This is a genomic window from Enterobacter sp. SES19 (assembly GCF_011765665.1).
GTDB lineage: Bacteria > Pseudomonadota > Gammaproteobacteria > Enterobacterales > Enterobacteriaceae > Enterobacter > Enterobacter pseudoroggenkampii.
In genome coordinates this window covers 1,410,039-1,427,981 of the sequence record NZ_CP050320.1, presented here as the reverse complement: position 1 = coordinate 1,427,981, position 17,943 = coordinate 1,410,039, and the positions used below count along the sequence as shown (strand labels likewise).

Here is a 17,943-nt window from a genome sequence, read left to right as displayed (position 1 = left end):
ATGTTTCACCGTTTATGGACATTAATACGCAAAGAGCTGCAATCCCTGCTGCGCGAGCCGCAAACCCGCGCCATTCTGGTGTTGCCGGTGCTGATCCAGGTTTTACTGTTCCCGTTTGCCGCCACGCTGGAGGTGACCAACGCCACCATCGCCATTTACAACGAAGACAACGGCAAACACGCCGTTGAGCTAACGCAGCGCTTTGCCCGCGCGAAAGCCTTTACCCACATCCTGCTGCTAAAAAGCCCGCAGGAGATCCAGCCCACTATCGACACGCAAAAAGCGCTGCTGCTGGTACGGTTCCCGGCGGATTTCTCCCGCAATCTGGATACCTTCCAGACCGCGCCGATGCAGCTGATCCTCGACGGACGTAACTCCAACAGCGCCCAGATCGCGGCCAACTATCTGCAGCAGGTGGTGAAGGATTACCAGCAGGAGCTGATGGACGGCAAACCGAAGCCTAACAACAGCGAACTGGTGGTGCGCAACTGGTACAACCCGAATCTGGACTACAAGTGGTTCGTGGTGCCGTCGCTGATCGCCATGATCACCACCATCGGGGTGATGATCGTGACCTCCCTCTCCGTCGCCCGCGAGCGCGAACAGGGCACGCTGGATCAGCTGCTGGTCTCCCCACTCGCCACCTGGCAGATTTTCGTCGGGAAAGCTGTGCCGGCGCTGATTGTCGCGACGTTCCAGGCCACCATCGTGCTGGGAGTCGGTATTTGGGCCTACCAGATCCCGTTCGCCGGTTCGCTGGCGCTGTTTTACTTCACGATGGTGATTTACGGGCTGTCGCTGGTGGGGTTTGGGCTGCTGATCTCGGCGCTCTGCTCGACGCAGCAGCAGGCGTTTATCGGGGTATTCGTCTTTATGATGCCCGCGATTTTGCTCTCGGGGTACGTATCGCCCGTCGAGAATATGCCGGTGTGGCTTCAGGATCTGACGTGGGTAAACCCGATTCGGCACTTTACGGACATCACCAAACAAATCTATCTGAAGGATGCGAGTCTGGATATTGTCTGGGGAAGTTTGTGGCCGCTACTGGTGATTGCGGCCACGACGGGCTCAGTGGCGTACGCGATGTTTAGACGCAACATTGCGTAGCTTTTTCTCTTTGGTCAGCAATGAGACGACCGCAGGCCCTGCGAGGATAGCCATACCCGCCAGGGCCAGCAGCAGGTTGTTTTGCAGCACGCGTGACAGCAGCCACAGGACGATCATCGCCGCACCAAAATACCAGGTGGTGGTGAGCTCTTCGAGCACATCACCCACCTCGCGCCAGCGTGCTTCATGGTGGCGCTGTAAGAACAGCATCGACAGCACGGTGACGCCGTAAAGGACGCATAGCCCCAGGCCAACATGCACCAGCGTGCCGCTCATCCAGCCCATCACCAGTACGGCCACGACCAGTAAATGCAACATTATCTGCCAGCAACTCAGGCCAGTTGCGACACGAACACGTTGTTGCCACTTCATGGCTTCTCTCCTGAAGGATTTTTCTCTGCTTAATCAGACTACCGCACTTTACGGAAAATTCCGTAACGCCGCATCTTTTTGTGACGCCGACTACACTTTATTTTCATTGGGATAGTCACTCAGGAAGGAGCTTATGACGAAAAAAATGCAGCATTTCTCGCTTAAAGTGCTGACGATAAACATTCATAAAGGCTTCACAGCATTTAATCGCCGCTTCATTTTACCGGAGCTGCGCGACGCGGTTCGCACCGTCAGCGCGGATATTGTCTGCCTGCAGGAGGTGATGGGCGCACACGAAGTGCATCCGCTTCACTTTGAGAACTGGCCCGACACGCCGCACTATGAATTTCTGGCCGACACCATGTGGAGTGATTACGCCTACGGCCGCAATGCGGTCTATCCGGAAGGGCATCACGGAAACGCGGTGCTGTCCCGTTATCCCATAGAACATTACGAAAACCGCGACGTTTCCGTCGGGGAGAGCGAAAAACGCGGCCTGCTTTACTGCCGCGTTACCCCGCCCGATCTTGAGCTGCCCATCCATGTCGGCTGTGTTCATCTGGGCCTGCGCGAAGCCCATCGTCAGGCGCAGCTGAAAATGTTGGCCGAATGGGCCAACGCGCTTCCCGAAGGTGAACCGGTGGTAGTGGCGGGCGATTTCAACGACTGGCGACAGCGGGCAAACCATCCGTTAAAGGTAGAGGCCGGACTGGAGGAAATTTTCACCCGGGCGAACGGCAGGCCTGCGCGCACCTTTCCGGTCCGTTTCCCGCTGCTGCGGCTTGACCGCATCTACGTAAAAAATGCCCATGCCAGCAGCCCGACCGCCCTGGCGCTCCTCAACTGGCGGCATCTTTCCGACCATGCCCCGCTCAGCGCGGAGATCCACCTATGAAATGTTCCTGGCAGGAAGGCAACCGGATCACGCTGCTGGTCAACGGGGACGAGTATTACCCGGCCGTGTTTAAGGCGATTGATCACGCTCAGCAGAAGGTGATCCTCGAAACCTTTATCTGGTTCGAAGACAACGTTGGCAAGCAGCTGCACAGCGTGCTGCTGCGCGCCGCCCAGCGCGGGGTGAAAATTGAAGTGCTGCTGGATGGCTACGGCTCGCCGGACCTCAGCGATGCATTCGTCAATGAACTGACCGCCGCGGGGGTGGTGTTCCGCTACTACGATCCCGGCCCTCGCCTGTTCGGTATGCGTACCAACCTTTTCCGCCGGATGCATCGCAAAATTGTGGTGGTGGATGAGACGGTGGCGTTTGTCGGCGGCATTAACTACTCCGCTGAGCATATGTCCGACTACGGCCCGGAAGCGAAGCAGGATTACGCGATTCGCATTGAAGGCCCGGTGGTGCAGGACATCTTGCTGTTTGAGCTGAAGAACCTGCCGGGGAAAGAGGCCGTTCGCCGCTGGTGGAAACGCCGTCATCGCCCGGAAGAGAATCGGAAGCCCGGCGAAGCGCAGGCGCTTTTCGTCTGGCGCGACAACGGCGAGCACCGGGACGATATTGAACGTCATTATCTCAAGATGCTGGCCAACGCGAAGCGTGAAGTGATCATCGCTAACGCCTACTTTTTCCCGGGCTATCGTCTGCTGCATGCCATGCGCAATGCCGCCCGACGCGGCGTGCGCGTGAAGCTGATTGTGCAGGGCGAGCCGGACATGCCGATCGTCAAAGTCGGGGCACGGCTGCTGTATAACTATCTGGTGAAGGGCGGCGTCCAGATCTACGAATATCGCCGCCGACCGCTGCACGGCAAAGTCGCGCTGATGGACGATCACTGGGCCACCGTGGGCTCCAGCAACCTCGATCCGCTGAGCTTATCGCTCAACCTTGAAGCCAACCTGATCATTCACGATCGCCAGTTTAATCAGACCTTGCGGGATAACCTGCAGGCGTTGATCGTTAACGACTGCGTGCGCGTGGATGAGTCCATGGTTCCCAAACGCACCTGGTGGAACCTGGGCATCAGCGTGGTGGTGTTCCACTTTCTGCGGCATTTCCCGGCGATGGTCGGCTGGCTGCCGGCGCATACGCCGAAGCTGGCGCAGGTGGACCCGCCGGTACAACCCGAAATGGAAACCCAGGACCGCATAGAAGCGGAAGACGGAGGCAAACCCTGATGTCGAAATCGCATCCACGCTGGCGGCTGGCAAAAAAGATCCTCACCTGGCTGTTTTTTATTGCGGTCGCGGTTCTGCTGGTGGTCTACGCGCAGAAAGTTGACTGGGAAGAGGTGTGGAAGGTCATCCGCAACTATAACCGGATGGTGCTGCTGGGCGCTGTGGGGCTGGTTATCGTGAGCTACCTGATGTACGGCTGCTATGACCTGCTGGGCCGCGCTTACTGCGGCCACAAGCTGGCCAAACGTCAGGTAATGCTGGTGTCGTTTATCTGCTACGCCTTTAACCTGACGCTGAGTACCTGGGTCGGCGGCATTGGCATGCGCTATCGCCTTTATTCGCGCCTTGGCCTGCCGGGCGGAACCATCACGCGCATTTTCTCGTTAAGCATCACCACTAACTGGCTGGGCTATATTCTGCTCGGCGGGGTGATCTTCACCATCGGCGTGGTGCAGTTGCCCGCGCACTGGTATATCGATGAGGCTACGCTGCGCATTCTGGGCATCGTACTGCTGCTGATTATCGCCGTTTATCTCTGGGCCTGCGCCTTTGCCAGACGCCGTCATATGACCATTAAAGGGCAAAAGCTGGTCCTGCCCTCGTGGAAGTTTGCGGTGCTGCAGATGGCGGTTTCCAGCGCTAACTGGATGGCGATGGGAGCCATCATCTGGCTGCTGATTGGCGAGGACGTAAACTACTTCTTCGTGCTGGGCGTGCTGCTGGTGAGCAGTATTGCGGGCGTGATTGTGCATATTCCGGCGGGGATCGGCGTGCTGGAGGCGGTGTTTATTGCCCTGCTGGCCGGGGAGCATGTTTCTCAGGGAACGATTATCGCCGCCCTGCTGGCGTACCGCATGCTGTATTACTTCCTGCCGCTGGCGCTGGCAACGATCTGCTATCTGGTGCTGGAAAGTCGGGCGAAAAAGCTGCGGGCGAAGAATGAGAGGATGCTAGCGAAGTGAATAAGTCGGGTGGCGGCTTCGCCTTACCCGACCTACGGTTCGCGCTTCGTAGGCCGGGTAAGGCGAAGCCGCCACCCGGCAAAGCAACCTTAACGACGGTTGCCGAAAATACGCAGCAGCATCAGGAACAGGTTGATGAAGTCCAGATACAGCGTCAGGGCGCCCAGGATCGCGTATTTGCGCAGGTTCGAGCTGTCGCGCACGTCAATCTGCTCGCCGATGTTTTTCAGCTTCTGGGTGTCATACGCCGTCAATCCAACGAAGATCACCACCCCGATGTAGGTCACGGCCCACATCAGCGCTTCGCTCTTCAGCCACAGGTTCACCAGCGACGCCAGCACAATCCCGATCAGCCCCATAAACAGCATGCTGCCGAAGCCGCTCAGATCGCGCTTCGTGGTGTAACCGTACAGGCTCATCGCGCCAAACATCCCGCCGGTGACCACAAAAGTGCTGGCGATGGAGGAGTAGGTGTAGACGATGAAAATACTGGAGAGCGTCAGCCCGGTCAGCGCCGAATAGAGCATAAACAGCGTGGTCGCCATTCCGGCACTCAGCTTTTGCACCAGACCCGAAAGCACAAACACCAGCGCCAGCTGCGCGATAATCAGCCCAAAGAAGGTGATCTTACTGGAGAAGATAAACATCATCAGCTCCGGCGTGTTCGCCGCATACCACGCGATAAACGCGGTAAGCAGCAGGCCAACCGTCATCCAGCCGTACACCTGAGCCATATACGTCTGCAGGCCGCTACGGGTCTGCTGTACTATTGAATCGGAACGCGGAAATCGGTCCATGATTCACTCCTGATTAAGTTTAAGTAGACACACACGTTAAGATTAACACATCCGCGTAAACCGACTACCAACGGCTGGCGGCTTGTTTATCGCTGTCGCGAGATTCTACCCAGCGGTCACCCTCCGGCGTGGCTTCGCGCTTCCAGAACGGCGCCCTGGTTTTGAGGTAATCCATAATGAACTCCCCGGCGGCAAACGCGCTGCCGCGGTGCGCGCTGGTCACCCCGACGAAGACAATCTCCTCGCCGGGCCACATCTCGCCGATGCGGTGAATCACCGTGACGCGGCCGAGCGGCCAGCGGCCCCGCGCCTCGCCAACAATCTCCGCCAGCGACTTCTCCGTCATGCCGGGATAATGCTCCAGCGTCAGCGCCTTCACGCTGTCGCCGAGGTTGTGGTTGCGCACTTTGCCAGTGAAGGTGACAACTGCGCCGTCTTCATCGCGTTCCGCCAGCCAGCTGTATTCGGTCCCCACGTTAAAACGCCCGGGGCTCACCAGAATTCGGGTTTCAGCCATCTTAGCCCCCCGTTACCGGCGGGAAGAAGGCCACTTCATCCCCTTCGGCCAGCGGGTGGGTGAATTCCACCAGCGTCTGGTTAACGGCGGCCAGCAGCTTGCCTTCGTCCAGCGCCAGCGCCCAGCGGTCGCTTTGTGCCGCCAGATGCGCGCGCAGGGCAGCAACGTTTTCAAAAGACGCATCCAGCGTCAGGCTGTCGGTATTCACCAGCTCGCGCACCTGCGCAAAAAAGAGCACCTTAATCATGACTGTCCACCTTAAAATCTCCGGATTTGCCGCCGCTTTTTGCCAGCAGGCGAACCGGGCCAATCACCATATCTTTCTGCACCGCTTTGCACATGTCGTAGATGGTCAGCGCGGCAACGGAGGCCGCCGTCAGCGCTTCCATCTCCACGCCGGTTTTGCCGGTTAAGCGGCAGAGTGACTCAATGCGCACCCGGCTCTGCTCCGGCTGGGCCTGCAGGTTCACCTCCACCTTGCTCAGCATCAGCGGATGGCACAGCGGGATGAGATCCCAGGTGCGCTTGGCGGCCTGAATCCCCGCGATGCGCGCGGTGGCAAAGACATCGCCCTTGTGATGGCTGCCGTCGATAATCATCGCCAGCGTCTCCGGCAGCATGGTGACGAACGCTTCGGCGCGCGCCTCGCGCACCGTTTCCGCTTTGGCGGAGACGTCCACCATATGCGCTTCGCCTGCGGCGTTAATGTGGGTCAGTTGTGACATAGCTTATTTCTTTAAATGGGGATGGAAATTACACGGACGGGTACGGGCATCCAGCTGCGGGGCGATGATGTTTTCCCACGCGGTGCGGCAGGCTTTGGTCGAGCCCGGCATGGCGAAAATCAGGGTTTTGTTAGCCACCCCGGCAACGGCGCGCGACTGCAACGTGGAGGTACCAATCTCTTCAAAGGAGAGCATGCGGAACACCTCGCCGAAGCCTTCCACCTCGCGGTCGAACAGCGGGATAAGCGCTTCGGGGGCCTGATCGCCTGCGGTAAAGCCGGTGCCGCCGGTGATCAGCACCACCTGCACCTCATCGCTGGCGATCCACTGAGAGACCTGCGCGCGAATGGCGTAGCGGTTCTCCTTCACGATCGCTTTATCAACAATGTGATGCCCCGCGTCATGGGCCGCCTCGCGCAGCCAGTGGCCGGAGGTATCATCCTCTTCGCCACGGCGATCGGAAACGGTAAGGATAGCAATGCGTGTCGGGATAAATTCTGCGCTTACCTGACTCATTTTCTGTTTCCTTCTTAAGCCTGATTACCCGCCGATGTAGGACAGGTTCTGAGTAATGCCGGTATTGCCCTGATGCAGGAAGTGGGTCTGTTTTTTATGCGTCAGCGCTTCAGAAATGCGTGCTTCAAGCGCGTCCTGCTGCGCATCGTCTTCCAGCAGATCGCGAAGGTCTACGCCGCCGTCACCAAACAGGCAAAGATGGAGCTTGCCCACGGAGGAGACGCGCAGGCGGTTGCAGCTGGCGCAGAAATCTTTCTCGTAAGGCATGATAAGCCCGATCTCGCCTTCGTAATCCGGGTGGCAGAAGACCTGCGCCGGGCCGTCGCTGCGCTGGCGGATCTGATGGAGCCAGCCGCGTTTTAGCAGCTCGTCGCGCAGCACCATGCCGGAGATGTGATGGCGGCGGAACAGCTCGCTACCCTCGCCGGTTTCCATCAGCTCAATAAAACGCAGCTGAATGGGGCGGGATTTAATCCACGCCAGGAAGGTATCAAGCTGGTGATGGTTTACATCACGCATCAGCACCGTGTTGACTTTGACTTTTTCGAAGCCGGCCGCAAATGCCGCATCGATACCGTCCATGACCTGCTGGAATTTATCCTGGCCGGTAATGGCGTGGAACTGGCGGGCGTCCAGGCTATCGACGCTGACGTTGATCGCCGTCAGCCCCGCATCGCGCCAGGTCGCCACGTCGCGCGCCATGCGGTAACCGTTGGTGGTCACCGCAATCTGGCGGATACGTTCGTTTTCACGTACCGCGGCAATGATGTCGGGGAAATCGCGGCGCAGCGAGGGTTCACCGCCGGTAAGGCGCACTTTTTCGGTGCCGAGCTCAGAGAAGGCGCGCGTGACGCGGCGCACTTCATCCACGGAGAGAAAGCCGTTATTGGTGACGCTGCCCGGTTTGTAGCCATCGGGCAGGCAGTAGGTGCAACGGAAGTTGCACACATCGGTAATCGACAGACGTAAGTAATAAAACTTACGCGCGAAAGCATCAGTAAGTTGTGAAGCCATGTACACCTTTCCAGATCGGGAGGCACAGTCATTTCTTTCTGTACCCTGGTGGCAAATTCGCCACGGCCAGAGCGCCATATCTTTCGACACAGGCGCAAGGGCTAGAGTGTATGTTTTCAATTTTGAAAACGTGGTTAGGGCGATAGTAGCGCGGAAATTCTGACGGCGCCATTATCGCTTTTCGCTATATAATTAAGTATATAGCGAGTCATTCGTCCATTTTCGCTACAGAATACCTAAAAACCGCATTTTCACATTGATATACGTCATTTTGCATCGGGTGAAGCATCGTCTTTTAGGGGTAGTTAGGTTACTGTTACGCGATCGAACGTAATAAGGAATACGTATGCGCAATCGCACTTTTGCGGATCTTGACCGAGTGGTCGCTCTTGGCGGAGGACACGGCTTAGGCCGGGTTATGTCCTCTTTGTCGTCACTGGGCTCAAGGCTGACAGGGATAGTGACCACCACCGATAACGGCGGCTCAACCGGGCGCATTCGTCGTGCCGAAGGCGGCATTGCCTGGGGAGATATGCGCAACTGCCTGAACCAGTTAATTACCGAGCCGAGCGTCGCGTCGGCGATGTTTGAGTACCGTTTTGGCGGTAATGGCGAACTTTCCGGGCATAACCTCGGAAATCTGATGTTAAAGGCGCTGGATCACCTGAGCGTACGGCCTCTCGAAGCCATCAATCTGATCCGTAATCTGCTCAAAGTGGACGCATTCCTGATCCCCATGTCTGAACAACCGGTTGACTTGATGGCTATCGACGCCGAAGGGCATGAAGTTTACGGCGAGGTGAATATTGACCAGCTCCTTCTGCCGCCAACGGAGTTGATGACCTATCCGAGCGTGCCCGCCACGCGTGAAGCGGTAGAGGCAATCGGGGAAGCGGATCTTATCCTGATCGGTCCAGGCAGTTTTTATACCAGCCTGATGCCCATTCTGCTGGTGAAAGAGCTGGCGCAGGCGCTGCGCCGCACCCCGGCGCCGATGGTTTACATCGGTAATCTGGGACGTGAACTGAGCCCGGCGGCGGCGAGCCTGTCGCTGGCGGACAAGCTTGAATTAATGGAGCATTACGTCGGCAAGAAAATCATTGACGGCGTAGTCGTGGGACCAAAAGTGGATGTGTCAGGGATTGGCGATCGTCTGGTGGTGCAGGAGCCACTGGAGGCCTCAGACATCAAGTATCGCCACGACCGTCACCTGCTGCGCGAGGCGCTGGAGAAGGCGATTCAGGCGCTGGGTTAGGTTCGTTTTTTGCGGCCTGATGCCCTCACCCCGGCCCTCTCCCACGGGGAGAGGGAGAAATACGCTGCTTTAACCTATGATGCCGCGATAAACAGATCCCGCAGTTGATGAAGCTGGTCGCGGATCTGCGCCGCCTCTTCGAACTCAAGGTTCTGCGCGTGCTGCATCATCTGCCCTTCCAGCTCGTGGATTTTCTGCTGCAGCGCTTTCGGCGTCAGCACGACGGTATCTTCTTCCACCACTGAACGCGCCTTGCCGCGGCCTTTCGCTTTGGTTTTGGCAATGTTCTGACCCAGCGCCAGAATATCCACCACCTTCTTGTTCAGACCCTGCGGCGTAATGCCGTGTTCTTCGTTGTAGCGCTGCTGTTTCTCGCGGCGGCGTTCCGTCTCACCAATCGCTTTCGCCATCGACGGGGTAATTTTGTCACCGTACAGAATCGCTTTACCGTTGACGTTACGCGCCGCACGACCGATGGTCTGGATCAGGGAGCGTTCAGAACGCAGGAAGCCCTCTTTGTCCGCATCGAGAATCGCCACCAGCGAGACCTCCGGCATATCGAGACCTTCTCGCAGCAGGTTAATCCCTACCAGCACGTCAAACTCGCCCAGACGCAGGTCGCGGATAATCTCCATGCGCTCCACGGTATCGATATCCGAGTGCAGATAACGCACCTTCTCGCCGTGCTCTTCGAGATACTCGGTCAGGTCTTCCGCCATACGCTTGGTGAGCGTGGTCACCAGCACGCGCTCGTTGATGGCGGAACGGGCGCGGATCTCAGAGAGCAGGTCGTCCACCTGGGTGGCCACCGGACGCACCTCGATAACCGGATCCAACAGCCCGGTCGGACGCACCACCTGGTCAACCACCTCATCGCCCGATTTTTCCAGCTCGTAGTTGCCCGGCGTGGCCGAAACGTAGATGGTTTGCGGCGCGAGCGCCTCAAACTCTTCAAATTTCATCGGACGGTTATCCAGCGCCGACGGCAGGCGGAAGCCGTACTCTACCAGCGTCTCTTTACGCGCCCGGTCGCCGCGGTACATCCCGCCGATCTGCGGGATCGTAACGTGGGATTCGTCGATCACCAGCAAACCGTCTGCCGGAAGGTAGTCAAACAGCGTCGGCGGCGGCTCGCCCGGCCCGCGCCCGGAGAGGAAGCGGGAGTAGTTTTCGATGCCGGAGCAGTAGCCCAGCTCGTTCATCATCTCAAGGTCAAACTGGGTGCGCTGGCTCAGGCGCTGCTCCTCCAGCAGCTTATTGTTGGCCAGCAGCACCTTACGGCGCTCGGCCAGCTCCACTTTGATCTCTTCCATCGCCTGCACGATACGCTCGCGCGGCGTCACGTAGTGCGTTTTTGGGTAGATGGTGAAGCGCTGGATCACCGACTCAACGTGTCCGGTCAGCGGGTCGAAGAGCGACAGGCGTTCAACCTCTTCGTCGAACAGCTCGACGCGCAGCGCCATATCGTCCGATTCCGCCGGGAAGATGTCGATCACCTCACCGCGTACGCGGAAGGTGCCGCGCTGGAACGCCTGATCGTTACGGGCATACTGCAGCTCCGCCAGACGACGGACGATGGCGCGCTGGTCGATGATCATCCCCTGCGTCAGGTGCAGCATCATCTTGAGATAGAGATCCGGATCGCCGAGACCGTAGATCGCGGAAACCGATGCGACAACGACCACATCGCGACGCTCCAGAAGCGCCTTAGTGGCCGACAGACGCATCTGCTCGATGTGTTCGTTCACCGAGGCATCTTTCTCAATGAAGGTGTCAGAGCTCGGTACATAGGCTTCAGGCTGGTAGTAATCGTAGTAGGAGACGAAATACTCCACGGCGTTTTCCGGGAAGAACTCTTTCATCTCGCCGTAAAGCTGTGCGGCCAGGGTTTTATTGGGTGCCAGCACCATCGTGGGGCGCTGGAGATCCGCAATCACGTTGGCGATGGTGAACGTTTTACCCGAGCCGGTTACCCCCAGCAGCGTCTGGTGCGCCAGCCCATCTTCCAGCCCTTCTTCCAGACGACGGATCGCCTCAGGCTGATCGCCAGATGGACGGAAAGCAGAATTCAATTTGAACGGTTTACTCATGGGCGACAACCTGATGACGTTATAAGCGGCAGGTGAGTAATTTTACTCCTTGTTGCCAGGAATGCCAGTAAAAAACACTGGATGAAAAACCAGTAGCGTGTCAGGATATTTAGAGTAGCGCCTGAATGATTAGCGCGATAGCGACCAAAATTTGGACTGTGACAATATAAAACACCAGTCAGGTCAGGTTATCCCCAGAACTTTTTCTTTTTTAACATTTGTCAAGCCAGGTAATGATAGTTTTGTGGCAACGAGTGACACTTTCATGACGGGAATTGCTTTTATCTAAGCAATTAAATAATAAACGATATTTTCTAAAGCCGCGTTTCGCGTCAATTTGGGCGTAAGCCGCGTCTTCTCTCGCTTATCGCGTGTTTTCTAACTCTAATGCACATGGTTATCCACAGGAATAGTGGATAACTGCTTCCAGCCCATGCAGACTGGCGCTCGGCAAATTCCCGGATTTTCCCACGAGACGGCGGTAAAAAATTTTTATAGCTATTTTTTGCTGATTAACAGTTGCGTCATTCATAACCAACCGATGCGATCTTGCTCACATTTTCAGCATTTCGGGTTCTGCACCACAACTCAACACCGCCAGCACCGTCGATGTGCAATCCCGTTTTTTCTCGGCCCCTCTCCGATGACTTATTCCTAAAAAAGCCGGTTTTTTAAACATTTTTCGGTTTCTGGCAGGGGTTTTGCAGATTCAAACCCGAGCCTCACCTACACACATTTTTAAGGAGAGAAAGATGTTGAGTCTGCGTGCTGTGAATCAGTTTTACGGAAGCCAACATACGCTATGGAACGTGAATTTGGATTTTCCGCAAGGAATGTGTACAGGCGTCGTTGGCCTGCCGGGAATGGGGAAAACCACCCTCATGAATTGCATCGCCGGAAGAGTGCCCGTCGAAAGCGGCAGCATCATCTGGCATGAGGCAGGCGCGCCGCCGCGCGATTTGCTTAACCTGCCGCCAGAACAGCGTTCAGGAACGGAGATAGGCTATGTCCCGCAGGACAGGCGGATCTTCTCCCAGTTAACGATTGAGGAGAATCTGCATATCGCCATGCGGGCGATGGGGAAACCCAACCCGGAAGCGAAAAATGACGTTTACGACCTGTTCCCGGCGCTCTACGCATTGCGACAGACCCGCGCCAACACGCTCTCTCCGGACGACCAGTACCAGCTGGCGCTGGCTAATGCGCTGGTGAACCGTCCTCACCTGCTGATCCTCGATGAGCCCCTGCACGGCGCAGGACACAGCTTCGCCCAGAAGCTGGGGCAGCTGCTGGTGCGCTTAAACCGGGAGTTAGGTATGACGGTGCTGTTAGCGGAGCAGCAGCTGTCGTTTATCCGCCGGGTGGCGGACCGTTTCTGTATGCTCTATCGCGGGCGTAACGTGGCGCAGGGCCACGTTAACGAACTGGATGACGAGCTTATCGCGCACTGGATGTCGCGGGAAGCAAGACGCTGAGATCGAGATAACGCCCGGTTTCGGCATTTTCCGCGCCGTCAGCAAGCCAGGGAATTTCCCCGAGGCACGGGGCGGGAAGGACGCGCCTGAGCGTCGCCAGATACTCCTGGTGTCGTTTCCCCGGCGCAACCACGTCGTTGGCTATCCAGCCCGCCAGACGCAGCCCGGCCTGCCGTATGGCCTGCGCGGTCAGCATGGCGTGATTGATACAGCCCAGCTTAACGCCGACGACCAGAATGACCGGAAGCTGCTCGGCCTGCACCCAGTCAGCAAACGTCTGCGTGTCCGAAAGCGGCGTAAACCAGCCGCCAGCCCCTTCCACCAGCACCCAGTCGGCCTGGCTTTCCAGCGCCCGTAACCCGGCTGAAAGCACGGCGAAATCAATCGGACGACCTTCGTCAGCGCTGATGATGTGCGGCGAGGTCGGCTCGGCAAAGGTGTACGGATTGACCGCTGAATAGGCGAGTTCACGCGTGCTGTTACGCTGGAGCGCCAGCGCGTCGGTGTTGCGTAACCCTTCCGCCGTCATCTCGCTGCCGGAAGCAACGGGCTTATATCCGGCGGTGTTTTTTCCGAGCTTTCGTGCCGCCTGCAGCAGCGCAGAGCTGGCCACCGTTTTGCCCACTTCCGTATCCGTTCCGGTGACAAAATAACGTTCAGTCACGTTCGATAATCCCATGAAAAAGTTGATAAGAGAGCGGGAAATAACCCCGCTGCTGAGGCCAGGCCAGCTCCAGCCGCTGCAGCTGTCCGCGGGTGAGTGGTTTTTTCTCCCGTCCGGCATGCAGGTGCGTGGCGCCGATGCCCTTCAGCGAGCGCATCGCGCTGAACGCATCGCTAAAATTGAGGGTGATGGTCTGCACCGTGCTACGGTAGCGCCAGCCTGTCAGCGCCTGCGTCACCTGCTCATGCGATAAAAAACGGTTAGCGTGCGGCTGCTCATCCACCGCTTTCCACGCCTGATTCAGCTCCGGCAGCGAACTCTCCAGCAAGGTGGTAAAGGCCACCTTCCCGCCCGGTCGCGCCACGCGATAAAGCTCACGCAAGGCCTGCGGCAGGCTGCTGCACCACTGGACCGCCAGATGGCTCCAGACCAGATCGAACTGCGCATCCGCCAGCGGGATCGCCTCGATATCGGCCAGCAGATAGCGATCCGCTGCCTGCCTTTGACGCGCCTCGTCGAGCATCTGCTCTGAGAGGTCGATAGCCGTGACCTGGCTTCCCGCCCCGCGCCAGTAGCGGCTGTTGCTGCCCGGACCACAGCCGGCGTCCAGCACCTGGGGAAAACGGCTCTCGCCAAGCGCGGTCAGAAGCCCCTGCGCGCTCAGACGCTGCAGCTCATCGTGCTGCGAATAGCTCTGCGCGGCGCGACCAAATGCCGCCGCGATGGCCTGCTTATTCACCGGCAACATGGAGCGCCTCCAGCAACGTCTCAATATCCTGTGCTTCATGCGCCGCCGTCAGGGTTAAACGCAGCCGCGCGGTACCTGGCGGGACCGTTGGCGGGCGGATAGCGGTCACCCACATGCCGCGCTGGCGCAGCGCCTGTGCCAGCGCCAGCGCGCGGCCGTTTTCACCGACAATCACCGGCTGGATAGCGCTCTGCGAATCGGGACTGCGGAAGGGCAGCGCCTCAAGTCCCTGACGGAAGCGGGCGATATGCTCTGCCAGACGCTGGCGACGTTCATCCCCTTCTGCGCTGCGGATCACCGCCAGCGATGCAGACAGCGCCACGGCCTGCGCCGGGGGCATGCTGGTGCTATAGATTAGGTGTCGGGCAAACTGCAGCAGATAGTCGGCGACGGATTCGCTGCACAGCACGGCGGCGCCGCTGACGCCAAAACCTTTGCCGAAGGTGACAATCAGCAGCTCCGGCTTCACGTTTTGCTGATACGCGCTCCCGCGCCCTTCGTTACCCATTACGCCAATGCCGTGGGCATCGTCCACCAGCAGCCAGGCGTTTTGCCGTTTGGCGGTATCGTGCAGCGCGGCAAGCGGCGCGCTGTCGCCGTCCATGCTGAATACCCCTTCCGTGACCGCCAGCTGTTGTCCGTCGCAGGGTTTATCCAGCAGCGCAGCTAGCTGTCCCGCATCGTTATGAGCAAAGCGGCGCAGCTGCGCCGGGCTTAAATGTGCCGCCTCCAGCAGGGAGGCGTGACTTAAGCGGTCGGCGACAATGCGGTCCTCTTTTTCCATCAGGGCAGTAATCACCGCCTGGTTGGCGGCAAAGCCGGAGATAAACAGCAGCGCACGCGGGTAGCCGAGCCAGTCAGCCAGTTCCTCTTCCAGCGCATGATGCGCTGTGGTGTATCCGCTGACGTGTCCCGAGCCGCCGCTGCCCACGCCAAACCGCTCAGCGCCCTGCTGCCAGGCGCGGATAATGGCCGGATGCTGGCTCAACCCGAGATAATCGTTGCTGGAGAAATTACAAAACTGCCGCCCGTCGCGGGTAAGAAAACGGCCCGCGCCGTTTTCCACCACCCTGCGAACGCGAAATGCCTCTGCCGCCCGACGGTCGTCAAGCGCAGAGTTGATACGTGCCTGCCAGGTCATACGGCTGCCGCGTTGTAGAACTGGTCGGTGTCAGCGTTAAAAATCTGCTGCTCCAGCTGCTGCTGTTGCTCGTTATCGCCCGTCAGCACCTCGGTCTGATGCGGGTTAAGCCCCAGCTTGCGGAACAGCTGAACGTCTTTGTCTTCTTCCGGGTTCGGCGTGGTCAGCAGCTTGCAGCCGTAGAAGATGGAGTTGGCTCCGGCCATAAAGCACATGGCCTGGGTCTGCTCATTCATCTGCTCGCGACCGGCAGAGAGGCGCACGAAAGAGGTTGGCATCATGATGCGCGCCACCGCGATGGTGCGAATAAAATCAAACGCATCCACGTCGTCGTTGTCCGCCAGCGGCGTGCCCTTGACCTTCACCAGCATGTTGATCGGCACGCTTTCCGGCGGGGTCGGCAGGTTAGCCAGCTGCAGCAGCAGGCCCGCGCGGTCTTTCACCGTTTCTCCCAGGCCCACGATACCGCCGGAGCACACTTTGATTCCGGCATCACGCACTTTATCCAGCGTATCCAGACGCTCCTGGTAGGTACGCGTGGTGATGATGTTGCCGTAAAATTCCGGCGAGGTGTCGAGGTTGTGGTTGTAGTAGTCCAGCCCCGCCGCCGAGAGGCGCTGCGCCTGCTCCTCGTTGAGCGTGCCGAGCGTCATACAGGCTTCGAGACCCATCTCCTTCACGCCTTTTACCATCTGCTCCAGGTAAGGCATGTCGCGATCGTGCGGGTTCTTCCACGCCGCGCCCATGCAGAAGCGGGTCGAGCCGGCGTTTTTCGCCTTGCGCGCCGAGTCGAGTACCTGCTCAACTTCCATCAGCCGTTCGGATTCCAGGCCGGTTTTGTAGCGCGCGCTCTGCGGGCAATATTTGCAGTCTTCAGGGCAGGCGCCGGTTTTGATCGACAGCAGCGTGCTGACCTGAACATGGCGAGGATCGAAGTGCTGACGATGCACCTGTTGGGCTTCGAACATCAGCTCAAGGAAAGGTTTATTGAATAATTCAGTGACTTGCGACATCGTCCAGCGTGCGTGGTGAGCCATGGGGCTTCTCCAAAGGGTTTTGTTAATTTTCGGTTCGGTTTATACTCGTAAACCTAAAACTTTTCAAAATGGTTTACAAGTCGATTATGACCCAGGACGATCTCGCCTTCGACAAGCAGCATATCTGGCACCCTTACACCTCCACGACCCGCCCCCTTCCCGTCTATCCGGTGACCTCCGCCCACGGCTGCGAGCTGCATCTCGCCAGCGGCGAACAGCTCGTTGACGGGATGTCCTCCTGGTGGGCGGCCATTCACGGGTACAACCACCCGCGCCTGAATGCGGCGATGAAGGCGCAGATTGACCAGATGTCCCACGTGATGTTCGGCGGGATCACCCATCAGCCCGCGGTGGATTTATGCCGTCGCCTGGTGGCGATGACGCCTGACTCGCTGGAGTGCGTGTTCCTGGCGGATTCCGGCTCCGTGGCGGTGGAAGTGGCGATGAAAATGGCGCTGCAGTACTGGCACGCCAAAGGCGAAACGCGCCAGCGGTTCCTCACCTTCCGCAACGGCTATCACGGGGATACCTTCGGGGCGATGTCGGTATGCGATCCGGACAACTCCATGCATAGCCTGTGGAAGGGCTATCTGCCGGAAAACCTGTTTGCCCCGGCCCCCCAGAGCCGCTTCGACGGCGAGTGGAACGAAATGGACATGGTCGGCTTCGCGCGGCTGATGGCGGCGCATCGCCATGAAATCGCCGCCGTGATACTTGAGCCGATTGTGCAGGGTGCGGGCGGGATGCGGATGTACCACCCGGAATGGCTGAAGCGTATTCGCAGGATGTGCGACCGCGAGGGCATTCTGCTGATTGCCGATGAGATCGCCACCGGCTTTGGCCGCACCGGCAAGCTGTTTGCCTGCGAACATGCGGGTATCGCCCCGGATATTCTGTGCCTCGGCAAAGCGCTGACCGGCGGCACCATGACGCTCTCCGCCACGCTCACGACCCGCCAGGTCGCCGACACCATCAGCGACGGCGAAGCGGGCTGCTTTATGCACGGCCCGACGTTTATGGGTAACCCTCTCGCCTGCGCCGTCGCAAGCGAAAGCCTCGCCATTCTGGAGAGCGGCGAGTGGCAGACGCAGGTTGCGGCGATTGAAGCGCAGCTGAAAGCGGAGCTGAGCGCCGCCTCGGGGGCGAATTTCGTGGCGGACGTGCGGGTGCTGGGCGCCATCGGGGTGATTGAAACCACCCATCCGGTGAATATGGCGGCGCTACAGCGCTTCTTCGTGGACCAGGGCGTGTGGGTACGGCCTTTCGGCAAGCTTATCTACCTGATGCCGCCGTACAGCATTACGTCGGAGCAGCTGCGTAAATTAACCGACGCGGTTGTAACAGCCGTTAACATTCCCGCGCATTTCACGATTTAACCCTATGCATTACACTT

The 17,943-nt window shown here is 58.5% G+C and carries 19 protein-coding genes and 1 riboswitch; of the genes, 7 read left to right on the top strand and 12 right to left on the bottom strand.

Annotated elements, in window-relative coordinates:
- Window positions 1–1,107: an ABC transporter permease gene (locus tag GXP72_RS06735; protein WP_208763639.1), complete on the top strand. Its 1,107-nt coding sequence runs from the start codon at window positions 1–3 to the stop codon at window positions 1,105–1,107.
- On the opposite strand, the gene GXP72_RS06730 is transcribed toward GXP72_RS06735, so the two are convergent.
- Window positions 1,069–1,479 (bottom strand): YbhQ family protein, encoded by a 411-nt coding sequence (locus GXP72_RS06730; RefSeq protein WP_032649440.1) that lies wholly within the window; start codon window positions 1,477–1,479, stop codon window positions 1,069–1,071. The two genes, GXP72_RS06735 and GXP72_RS06730, sit on opposite strands and share 39 nt — an antisense overlap.
- Before the next feature lie 133 nt (window positions 1,480–1,612).
- On the opposite strand from GXP72_RS06730, the gene GXP72_RS06725 reads away from it, so the two are divergent.
- Genes GXP72_RS06725 through GXP72_RS06715 form a run of 3 tightly spaced genes read left to right on the top strand, consistent with a single transcriptional unit; the run spans window position 1,613 to window position 4,571 of the window.
- Window positions 1,613–2,374: an endonuclease/exonuclease/phosphatase family protein gene (locus GXP72_RS06725; RefSeq protein ID WP_032649441.1), complete on the top strand. Its 762-nt coding sequence runs from the start codon at window positions 1,613–1,615 to the stop codon at window positions 2,372–2,374.
- Window positions 2,371–3,609: a cardiolipin synthase ClsB gene (gene clsB, locus GXP72_RS06720; protein WP_208763638.1), complete on the top strand. Its 1,239-nt coding sequence runs from the start codon at window positions 2,371–2,373 to the stop codon at window positions 3,607–3,609. Before GXP72_RS06725 ends, clsB begins: the two co-directional genes overlap by 4 nt.
- Window positions 3,609–4,571, top strand: a complete 963-nt coding sequence (locus GXP72_RS06715; protein WP_048991527.1) for a YbhN family protein — start codon at window positions 3,609–3,611, stop codon at window positions 4,569–4,571. The genes clsB and GXP72_RS06715 overlap by 1 nt, the downstream gene beginning before the upstream one ends.
- Window positions 4,572–4,660: 89 nt before the next feature.
- Here the strand turns inward: GXP72_RS06715 and GXP72_RS06710 are convergent, their stop codons facing one another.
- From GXP72_RS06710 to moaA, 6 genes are all read right to left on the bottom strand, one after another.
- Entirely contained in the window at window positions 4,661–5,368 is a 708-nt protein-coding gene (locus GXP72_RS06710; protein ID WP_024908758.1) for a Bax inhibitor-1/YccA family protein, read from the bottom strand.
- Between the two features lie 64 nt (window positions 5,369–5,432).
- Window positions 5,433–5,885: a molybdopterin synthase catalytic subunit MoaE gene (moaE, locus tag GXP72_RS06705; protein WP_148769799.1), complete on the bottom strand. Its 453-nt coding sequence runs from the start codon at window positions 5,883–5,885 to the stop codon at window positions 5,433–5,435.
- A gap of 1 nt (window position 5,886) precedes the next feature.
- Entirely contained in the window at window positions 5,887–6,132 is a 246-nt protein-coding gene (gene moaD, locus GXP72_RS06700) for a molybdopterin synthase sulfur carrier subunit (protein ID WP_032649449.1), read from the bottom strand.
- The gene (gene moaC, locus GXP72_RS06695; RefSeq protein ID WP_023292962.1) at window positions 6,125–6,610 is read right to left on the bottom strand and encodes a cyclic pyranopterin monophosphate synthase MoaC; all 486 of its coding nucleotides are present in this window, start codon (window positions 6,608–6,610) and stop codon (window positions 6,125–6,127) included. The genes moaD and moaC overlap by 8 nt, the downstream gene beginning before the upstream one ends.
- Window positions 6,611–6,613: 3 nt before the next feature.
- Window positions 6,614–7,126 carry a molybdenum cofactor biosynthesis protein B gene (moaB, locus tag GXP72_RS06690; RefSeq protein WP_024908761.1) on the bottom strand — a complete coding sequence of 171 codons (513 nt, stop codon included), beginning with the start codon at window positions 7,124–7,126 and terminating at the stop codon, window positions 6,614–6,616.
- Window positions 7,127–7,150: 24 nt separating this feature from the next.
- Entirely contained in the window at window positions 7,151–8,140 is a 990-nt protein-coding gene (moaA, locus tag GXP72_RS06685; protein ID WP_032645389.1) for a GTP 3',8-cyclase MoaA, read from the bottom strand.
- A riboswitch (molybdenum cofactor riboswitch) is annotated at window positions 8,128–8,261 on the bottom strand. It overlaps the preceding gene by 13 nt.
- Window positions 8,262–8,486: 225 nt before the next feature.
- Here moaA and yvcK point away from each other — a divergent pair.
- Complete coding sequence (yvcK, locus tag GXP72_RS06680; RefSeq protein WP_048992088.1) at window positions 8,487–9,395, top strand: uridine diphosphate-N-acetylglucosamine-binding protein YvcK; 909 nt, start codon at window positions 8,487–8,489, stop codon at window positions 9,393–9,395.
- 74 nt (window positions 9,396–9,469) lie between these two features.
- Here the strand turns inward: yvcK and uvrB are convergent, their stop codons facing one another.
- Complete coding sequence (gene uvrB / locus GXP72_RS06675; protein WP_024908763.1) at window positions 9,470–11,485, bottom strand: excinuclease ABC subunit UvrB; 2,016 nt, start codon at window positions 11,483–11,485, stop codon at window positions 9,470–9,472.
- Window positions 11,486–12,237: 752 nt separating this feature from the next.
- On the opposite strand from uvrB, the gene GXP72_RS06670 reads away from it, so the two are divergent.
- Window positions 12,238–12,960, top strand: a complete 723-nt coding sequence (locus GXP72_RS06670; protein WP_208763637.1) for an ATP-binding cassette domain-containing protein — start codon at window positions 12,238–12,240, stop codon at window positions 12,958–12,960.
- On the opposite strand, the gene bioD is transcribed toward GXP72_RS06670, so the two are convergent.
- Genes bioD through bioB form a run of 4 tightly spaced genes read right to left on the bottom strand, consistent with a single transcriptional unit; the run spans window position 12,923 to window position 16,550 of the window.
- Window positions 12,923–13,624 carry a dethiobiotin synthase gene (gene bioD, locus GXP72_RS06665; RefSeq protein ID WP_208763636.1) on the bottom strand — a complete coding sequence of 234 codons (702 nt, stop codon included), beginning with the start codon at window positions 13,622–13,624 and terminating at the stop codon, window positions 12,923–12,925. The two genes, GXP72_RS06670 and bioD, sit on opposite strands and share 38 nt — an antisense overlap.
- Complete coding sequence (bioC, locus tag GXP72_RS06660; RefSeq protein ID WP_208763635.1) at window positions 13,617–14,372, bottom strand: malonyl-ACP O-methyltransferase BioC; 756 nt, start codon at window positions 14,370–14,372, stop codon at window positions 13,617–13,619. Before bioC ends, bioD begins: the two co-directional genes overlap by 8 nt.
- Window positions 14,356–15,513 carry an 8-amino-7-oxononanoate synthase gene (gene bioF / locus GXP72_RS06655; RefSeq protein WP_208763634.1) on the bottom strand — a complete coding sequence of 386 codons (1,158 nt, stop codon included), beginning with the start codon at window positions 15,511–15,513 and terminating at the stop codon, window positions 14,356–14,358. The genes bioC and bioF overlap by 17 nt, the downstream gene beginning before the upstream one ends.
- On the bottom strand, window positions 15,510–16,550 hold the full coding sequence (gene bioB / locus GXP72_RS06650) for a biotin synthase BioB (RefSeq protein WP_033144975.1): 1,041 nt from the start codon (window positions 16,548–16,550) through the stop codon (window positions 15,510–15,512). Before bioB ends, bioF begins: the two co-directional genes overlap by 4 nt.
- 68 nt (window positions 16,551–16,618) lie before the next feature.
- Between bioB and bioA the strand changes: the two genes are divergently transcribed.
- Entirely contained in the window at window positions 16,619–17,926 is a 1,308-nt protein-coding gene (bioA, locus tag GXP72_RS06645) for an adenosylmethionine--8-amino-7-oxononanoate transaminase (protein WP_090417729.1), read from the top strand.
- Window positions 17,927–17,943: the final 17 nt, after the last annotated feature.

Excerpts from the sequence above, each read along its gene's own strand:
- GXP72_RS06735 (WP_208763639.1), top strand. The coding sequence starts at position 1 with ATGTTTCACCGTTTATGGACATTAATACGCAAAGAGCTGCAATCCCTG.
- GXP72_RS06730 (WP_032649440.1), bottom strand. The coding sequence starts at position 1,479 with ATGAAGTGGCAACAACGTGTTCGTGTCGCAACTGGCCTGAGTTGCTGG.
- GXP72_RS06725 (WP_032649441.1), top strand. The coding sequence starts at position 1,613 with ATGACGAAAAAAATGCAGCATTTCTCGCTTAAAGTGCTGACGATAAAC.
- clsB (WP_208763638.1), top strand. The coding sequence starts at position 2,371 with ATGAAATGTTCCTGGCAGGAAGGCAACCGGATCACGCTGCTGGTCAAC.
- GXP72_RS06715 (WP_048991527.1), top strand. The coding sequence starts at position 3,609 with ATGTCGAAATCGCATCCACGCTGGCGGCTGGCAAAAAAGATCCTCACC.
- GXP72_RS06710 (WP_024908758.1), bottom strand. The coding sequence starts at position 5,368 with ATGGACCGATTTCCGCGTTCCGATTCAATAGTACAGCAGACCCGTAGC.
- moaE (WP_148769799.1), bottom strand. The coding sequence starts at position 5,885 with ATGGCTGAAACCCGAATTCTGGTGAGCCCCGGGCGTTTTAACGTGGGG.
- moaD (WP_032649449.1), bottom strand. The coding sequence starts at position 6,132 with ATGATTAAGGTGCTCTTTTTTGCGCAGGTGCGCGAGCTGGTGAATACC.
- moaC (WP_023292962.1), bottom strand. The coding sequence starts at position 6,610 with ATGTCACAACTGACCCACATTAACGCCGCAGGCGAAGCGCATATGGTG.
- moaB (WP_024908761.1), bottom strand. The coding sequence starts at position 7,126 with ATGAGTCAGGTAAGCGCAGAATTTATCCCGACACGCATTGCTATCCTT.
- moaA (WP_032645389.1), bottom strand. The coding sequence starts at position 8,140 with ATGGCTTCACAACTTACTGATGCTTTCGCGCGTAAGTTTTATTACTTA.
- yvcK (WP_048992088.1), top strand. The coding sequence starts at position 8,487 with ATGCGCAATCGCACTTTTGCGGATCTTGACCGAGTGGTCGCTCTTGGC.
- uvrB (WP_024908763.1), bottom strand. The coding sequence starts at position 11,485 with ATGAGTAAACCGTTCAAATTGAATTCTGCTTTCCGTCCATCTGGCGAT.
- GXP72_RS06670 (WP_208763637.1), top strand. The coding sequence starts at position 12,238 with ATGTTGAGTCTGCGTGCTGTGAATCAGTTTTACGGAAGCCAACATACG.
- bioC (WP_208763635.1), bottom strand. The coding sequence starts at position 14,372 with ATGTTGCCGGTGAATAAGCAGGCCATCGCGGCGGCATTTGGTCGCGCC.
- bioF (WP_208763634.1), bottom strand. The coding sequence starts at position 15,513 with ATGACCTGGCAGGCACGTATCAACTCTGCGCTTGACGACCGTCGGGCG.
- bioB (WP_033144975.1), bottom strand. The coding sequence starts at position 16,550 with ATGGCTCACCACGCACGCTGGACGATGTCGCAAGTCACTGAATTATTC.
- bioA (WP_090417729.1), top strand. The coding sequence starts at position 16,619 with ATGGTTTACAAGTCGATTATGACCCAGGACGATCTCGCCTTCGACAAG.